At 43.9% G+C, this 6,653-nt stretch carries 3 protein-coding genes; 1 reads left to right on the forward strand and 2 read right to left on the reverse strand.

Annotation, left to right across the window (positions count from 1 at the left end; translation table 11 throughout):
• Window positions 1-114: 114 nt before the first annotated feature.
• Both L0U89_RS19175 and L0U89_RS19180 read right to left on the reverse strand, forming a co-directional pair.
• The gene (locus L0U89_RS19175) at window positions 115-1,188 is read right to left on the reverse strand and encodes a pYEATS domain-containing protein (RefSeq protein ID WP_234863003.1); all 1,074 of its coding nucleotides are present in this window, start codon (window positions 1,186-1,188) and stop codon (window positions 115-117) included.
• Window positions 1,189-1,680: 492 nt separating this feature from the next.
• Window positions 1,681-4,320 (reverse strand): synaptonemal complex protein 1, encoded by a 2,640-nt coding sequence (locus L0U89_RS19180; RefSeq protein WP_234863004.1) that lies wholly within the window; start codon window positions 4,318-4,320, stop codon window positions 1,681-1,683.
• Window positions 4,321-4,544: 224 nt separating this feature from the next.
• Between L0U89_RS19180 and L0U89_RS19185 the strand changes: the two genes are divergently transcribed.
• Window positions 4,545-6,185, forward strand: coding sequence for a sulfatase family protein (locus L0U89_RS19185; RefSeq protein WP_234863005.1), 1,641 nt, complete (start codon window positions 4,545-4,547; stop codon window positions 6,183-6,185).
• The last annotated feature ends 468 nt before the right edge of the window (window positions 6,186-6,653 follow it).

The following is a 6,653-nucleotide window of genomic DNA, read 5'->3' on the forward strand; positions in this document are numbered from 1 at the left end:
ATTAGGAGGAAAGGCGTAGATTTTTTGATAATACCTGGATTAGCCAATTACAAATTGGAAGGATAGGAGGGTGGGATTACAAATCCCACCCAGCGAGGGAGATGAATGGTGAAATCAATGAGTTTTAAAATACTCTGTTGCACCGGGAAGCTGTGAAAGATCCAATTCAAGTTCGGTGCCGGCTGAATCGGCAAATACGCCCACCGTAAATGAACCATAGGCAATAAGTTTGAGCCTCGATACCCCTTCTACCACCTTTACCAACCTCACTTCTGGTTTAAATGATGGGTGTAGAGCAAAAATCACAATTTCTCCATCGAATAACGGGTGTTGGACCGGATCGGTCGAGCTGACTTCCAAAGTAACCTCATATAACCCTAGAAATAGTTCTTTAACAGTTCCCTCTAATTTGCGATAGTTCCTTTCGGGAAGGCCTCCCCATTTCGCCTTATGTGGATCATCCGGCACTTGACTACCAATTACTTTGGCCCTTTCGCTGGCAATGTTTTTAAGTTCTTCAATTCTTGTAACATCTTGTGCAACGACGGTAGATAGTTGTTTTACTTCATTTTCGGACTGCAATGACTCGTTAGCCAGCTCACGCATGACAGAAGTTTGCTTCTCAAGGACCTTCACTTCCTCTTTGCTTGATTCAAGCTCGGCTTTGACGTTAAGTAGTTCGTCGTCGACCATTCTGTACTGAAGAGACAAAAACAGTCTCATGTAATTGTAGCCAAAATACAGTCCTAGGAATCCAAAATAAACCAGTATCGAAATGCTAAACACGTCGATAGAGGTATTGGCAGGTGACCCAATGGACTTGACCATGTATTCTCCGAAACTGAGTAGAAATCCAGGGATTTTGATAAGGTTGACGAGACTGAGTCCCACGATGATTTTTGTAAGCCATTCAGATATTTCAACGAGGCTATTGTTGAGGGAATAGCCGTCGTCCTCATTCCCTTTCCTTTTTGGCATACCGAAGAGAATCCCGATAAAAAAACTGCCACTGAACGAAGCCAACGCAACGATGAAGCACAAAGCAAAGATTTTGAAGCTGAAAAAGAATGCCGCATAGAGTATTGTCGTAACAACACCCGTTAGTGCTGCATACAACAGCGTGTTGCGGAGGTGGATTAATCCCTCGGATTTATCCGAAATGTTCAGGTTTTTTTGTTGGGAGACCATTTGGAAAGAAATAAATCAGATAAAGACAAAAATGACATTAATGTGACTAATGGTCGGCTTTGGAACAAACCGTGTAACAATATGCTAAATATTTTTATCAGGAACAATAACTCACACATTTTGAGTTGATTGCGTGAATTTCCGGCCGCTCGAGGATTGCAACGTTGGAGATTTTCGTAGTTGTACCTTTGGAGATTTTGTAATTGGGTAGTTCCAGTGTAGGCCGTATTCCTTCGATGCTTGTTTGATCCTTTCAGTCCGGCGCTGGATGAAGGTCCTTAGGTGTGCATTTTTTGTATATGGAGTTTTTCTTAAATAAAATGAAGGTCGGTGAGGTTTTGAAAAATCACGTAACTAATTGGACTGGGTGCGGCTGATCAATCCAATTGTTCGTTGAATGGGATTGGATGAAGTTGGCTACAAGCTCGCGAAGAGCTGCACCATTCACTGAAAGATGCAGGCGCTTCGGACTAGTAATCGCGGTAAAGCCGTCTATCTCGTTATAAATGTGGAATACCCTAGTTGGTACTGGGAGAAATTATTTGACCATTTGTCCCATTGGTGAAATGACCTAAACCTGAAGAAAAATCGACCCCTGGTACCAGGATTAAAATTGAAGTAGGCCATCAGTGTGATTCTATGGAGATGATTCTCTTCTTTAGGCTCTACTTTAGGCTCTGCTTTTGCATCAAATACATCTGCAATTTGATTGAACCCTCGTTCGTCCGAAACTATCAGGTTTGGAGAATAGTTAAAGACGAGACCGTATCTTTCATCACCATTGATTCGATATCCAATCTCGGGATTAAACTGGAAGGTATTTGTGAAACCCCTTGTATTATTCACACCGGTATCATTATCTGGCACCTTGAGGTCGGTACGTCCAAATCTGAATCCTGCGTTTAAGTAAAATGTAGATTTCGCAAATGGCATATCCATAAATGTTAGGTTCAAATCAGCACCGACGCTGATTTTCTCAAACTGACGGATGTCCAATGTTGAAGCTACTAGCGAGTTGGGATCTACTCTTGTTAATTCTAATTCCCTAAGGTTGCTTTCAATTTTCGAAACCACAAATTCAGGTCGTATATAGTTAAAGAATCCTACATTGAATTTTCTATGGATAAACCATCTAAATGGGGAAATAATATCGGATTTGCCGTAGCGCCTGGTTACAAGAGGTATTTCCTTATCAACCTCAAATTGAATTAGTCCATTAGGTTTTTCTCCATTAATCCCTGCGAGGTCAGAAAATACCTTAGCCTGAAGTATTTCAGTGCTTTTATTCTTGTATAACTCTTTTTCCTGCGTAGTACTCGGAGTTATTTTGATCGTTCCGTCCATTGGACTGTAGTCAGTCCGATCCAATACCAATAATTCCTCCACATTGGTAACGACATCTTTAAAATCAAGAGAAAACTGGGTTTTGTCGTAAATGACTGCTATCAATTTTTCATCGTTCAATTCGGTAAGATCCAGTTTCGCAGAAAAACCCAAAGGATATTGATTGATGAACTTCATCATACTTGGGATTCCCTTTGGTAGAGAGTGAGTCTCTATGTCATCTGAAAAAGGAAACATAGGTTCTGTCATTACAACCATATTCTCGATAAACCCGCCATTGAATTCAAGTTGCACATTTGATATTTTAACTTCAAAAGTCCCCGTTTTGTAAAGCTGATTAATATAGAACTCTTCAATTTTCCTGTTAAAATTCTCCAATTCGGTTTTTTCTGCACTTTTTTCCGATAGGGTATTCTCTTGCTCTTTAAGGGAATTAAAATAACCAGAATCTTTTTCATTCAATTTTCCAAGCAGTTCATTTCTTTCCTTAAGATGTTTTGCGATAGTAGAAGTTTTTTGGAGGTCTTTGTTTAGATTTCTTATTTCAGGAAGAAAGAATTTTGTCTCGATGAGTTGAGCGTCATCGATATCATTAGCTTCAACTGTTTTAAATCCTCTAGATACAAAACTTGAGCTTCTTGATTGATTGAATTCGCTTTCTAGCGACCTGAAAAAAATTTTTAATTTAGAATTAATTGAATCCACTTCTGGCCTCAAATTGGTTTCGGTTGTTGAAGATGTTTCTATGCTATAGTTTAATCCGTCAATTTTATTGTATAGCGAATTAATACCTGAAGAAAGCTCCATCTTCAATGAGTCTATTTCCTTAGTTATTTTTGTTATCATTTTAGAATTCGCATCCCTTTGCGTCATTAATTTTTTGATCTCATCTTCCGTCTTTGAAATGGAGGAATATGCTTCTTTTTTGGTTTTTTGGTTTTCTCTAATTTGTGCTTTAAGTACTTCTTCCGTGTAATAATTTGAATTGAGAAGGTAATTTTGAAGAATTGAAAGATATTTTTCTCTTTTGTTTGGCCTTGTTAAACTTGATTTCTGAGTTTTTTCTAACTCTCTGACCATTAAAGAATATTGTTCTTTATACACGTCTTTAGAGGTATTTTGAAAGGAACTGTAGCTTTTCAACAAATTTTGAATCCTTTTAATTTCCATAGACTCCTTATGGGAGAAGGACTGTTTTACTTCATTTAGAAATCGAGTTTCGGCTTCTTCTAGTGTTATTTCTAGTACCTGTTTCTTAGGATCTTGAAATAATGAAATCGAATCGGGTTTTGTTTCTTTATTCAAGCGATTTTCCAATAGGAAATTTCTTACATCGTTTTCTTTTACAAAATTGGATTTCCCATGGGATATTTTTCTTACAGTAGCCTTATCTCCAAATTTTATCGTCATAGCCAACGGCCCATTTTCATCCTGCGGTAGTGCAGGTCTTATCACATTGAGCGCGTAATAATACATTTGGGACTCACTCAATGCTTTCTTCTTAAAATCATCAGAAAATGCGCTTAGACTGTTTATCGCTTTTTTGAAGTTTAAATCAAAGGTGCTTTGATCATTAAAAATTAGTTTAAAACTAGTGAGCTCTGAGTTATCGTTCTTTACATCAAAAATTGAATAAATATACTCCTCATTTTCGATATGCAGTTGAAGTATATAATCAGCATCTCCTCCTAAATTCACCTTACCGATGAGTTTTTTTTCTTGTGCTAAGCAAAGTGAAGCACAGATAATCGAGAATAATCCTGGCAAAAGTAATGACCTCAGTTTCATAGTTTATTTGTTTTTAAATTCTAAGGAAAGAAATTGACTGAAGATTCGTTAATGGCAAACTGATAGTGTGCTATTTGCTTTAGATTTCGGTCGAATCCAGAAGAATCTGGTAGCCAATACCTTAAAGCTTATTGCTTCAAGTAGGGAAATTCAGCCCCTGCGAGAGGACGATTTGCGATCGTTCCCGTTTTTTGCGAGCTTGAGGGAAACAAAGGATGGAGCTTATGAAGCATTTTCTGGTGATGGCACTGATGGGGCTTTTTGGTGTGGCTGCTGCCCAGTCCGGCGAGCAGCCGAATATCCTCTGGATATCGGTCGAGGATATCAGCCCGCTGCTGTCGATGTACGGGGATGGGACGGTGTCCACGCCACACCTGGACCGCTTGGCCAGGGAAGGGATGACCTTTACGCAGGCCTATGCGACGGTGGGCGTCTGTGCACCCAGCCGCAGCAGCATCATCACAGGCATGTATCCCGTCAGCATTGGCACCCATAACATGCGCACGGGACCGCACTACGCCTTCCGAGAACCCGAAAACGAGACCTACAAAAGCTACTATGGGCAGAAGGATATCCGCGGCCGCAATGTGCCCGAATATGCCGCCGTGCCACCCCCTTATGTGAAGTGCTTTACCGAATACCTCCGTGCGGCGGGCTACTTCACCAGCAATGCCGCCAAGACCGACTACCAGTTCAATGCGCCCCTCACGGCTTGGGACGAGATTGGCCGGGATGCCCACTTCCGCAACCGCAAGCCCGGGCAGCCCTTTTTCTCCGTCTTCAATTTTGAGATCACCCACGAGTCACGGGTATTTATGAAAAAGGAAGATCCCATGTTGGCCGATACTGCCAAGGTGCCCCTGCCGGACTATTTTCCCCCATTACCCATCGTCAAGCGCGATGTCGGGCGGGTCTATTCCAATATTGTGGAGTTGGACGCCCAGATCGGGAAGCTCTTGGCCGAGTTGGAGGAGGCCGGGCTGATGGACAAGACCATCATTTTCTTTTGGTCGGACCACGGGGGACCCCTGCTGCGGCAGAAGCGTGCCGTGGGTAATTCCGGCCTGCACGTGCCGCTTATGGTCCGCTTTCCCGACAAGCGGAATGCGGGTACGCGGGTGGACCAAATCGTTTCCCTGATGGACCTGGGTCCGACGGTGCTTTCCCTCGCGAATATTCCCGTGCCGAGTTACATGCAGGGGAAAGCCTTTTTGGGGAAATACAAGGCGGCGACACCCCATCGCTATGCCCTCGGTTCGGCGGACCGCTTCGACGAGGCTGTGGATATGAGCCGTTCGGCGATTGATGGGCGCTTTGTGTACATTCGGAACTTTCGGCCTGAGTTGCCGCTGATCTATCGGAATGCCTACCGGGAACAAATCGACATGACCAAGACCCTGATCGAGATGGACTTGGCGGGGGAATTGACAGGGGATGCCGCCTATATCTTTATGAACACCAAGCCCGTCGAGGAACTCTATGACTTAGAAAAGGATCCTTATGAGGTGCATAATTTGGCGGAAGATCCGGCGTACAGGGAGAAATTGGAAGAGCTGCGCGCCGCTTTGGCAAGATGGCAGTTGGAGGTGGGGGATTTGGGCTTTGTGCCCGAGCATGATTTGGTGGAGATGATGTGGCCGGGGATGCTGCAGCCCGAGACGGCGGGGGTGGTTTTTGAGCAAAAGGGGAAGGAATTGCATTTGCGGTCCAGGACCGAGGGAGCGAGCATTGCCTACCAGGTAGGAGAGGAGATTGGGGGAAAGGCCTGGAGACTGTACCATCAGCCCATTCCCGCCGGCCAAAAAGTCGCCGCCCGTGCCGTACGTATCGGGTACAAAACCTCGGGCGTAAGTGTGTGGGAGTGAGTTGCGTTATCCTGCGTTTCCGAACGCAGGAGGTTGTTTCATACAATAGATGTAGGATGCCGCCCCTTCGGGGCTTCGGGGAATCGGCTCTGCATGTGCGAAGGGCTACACCCTTCGCTATGGGATGGCACCCCGTTGGGGCTGTGAATCCTTGAATCTGAAAAGTAATCCTTCCGCGAGTGATTCTCCCTCTCCTCGAGGAGAGGGTCGGGGTGAGGTGGTTAATCCCTTAAACTGAACAAAGTACTTGATTAGCAAGCGCGCGGGGATTGAAAGTCCGCCGGGCCGGCCCGGGCCTCGTGCGTTAGCCTAGGATCGGACTTTCTTGTCTCCCGATAACTACCTTAGATTTGATCGATTGTATTTAACCAAGAAGGGTGGTATAATTGAAAACCTGCCAGCGATCCATCGATAGCCTTAGTAGAGCACTATCCCGATATTTGGAGCTGACAGGTTTAAAGAACCAAG

It is taken from the genome of Mariniradius sediminis, assembly GCF_021491425.1.
In the GTDB taxonomy this organism is placed as follows: Bacteria; Bacteroidota; Bacteroidia; order Cytophagales; family Cyclobacteriaceae; genus Mariniradius; species Mariniradius saccharolyticus.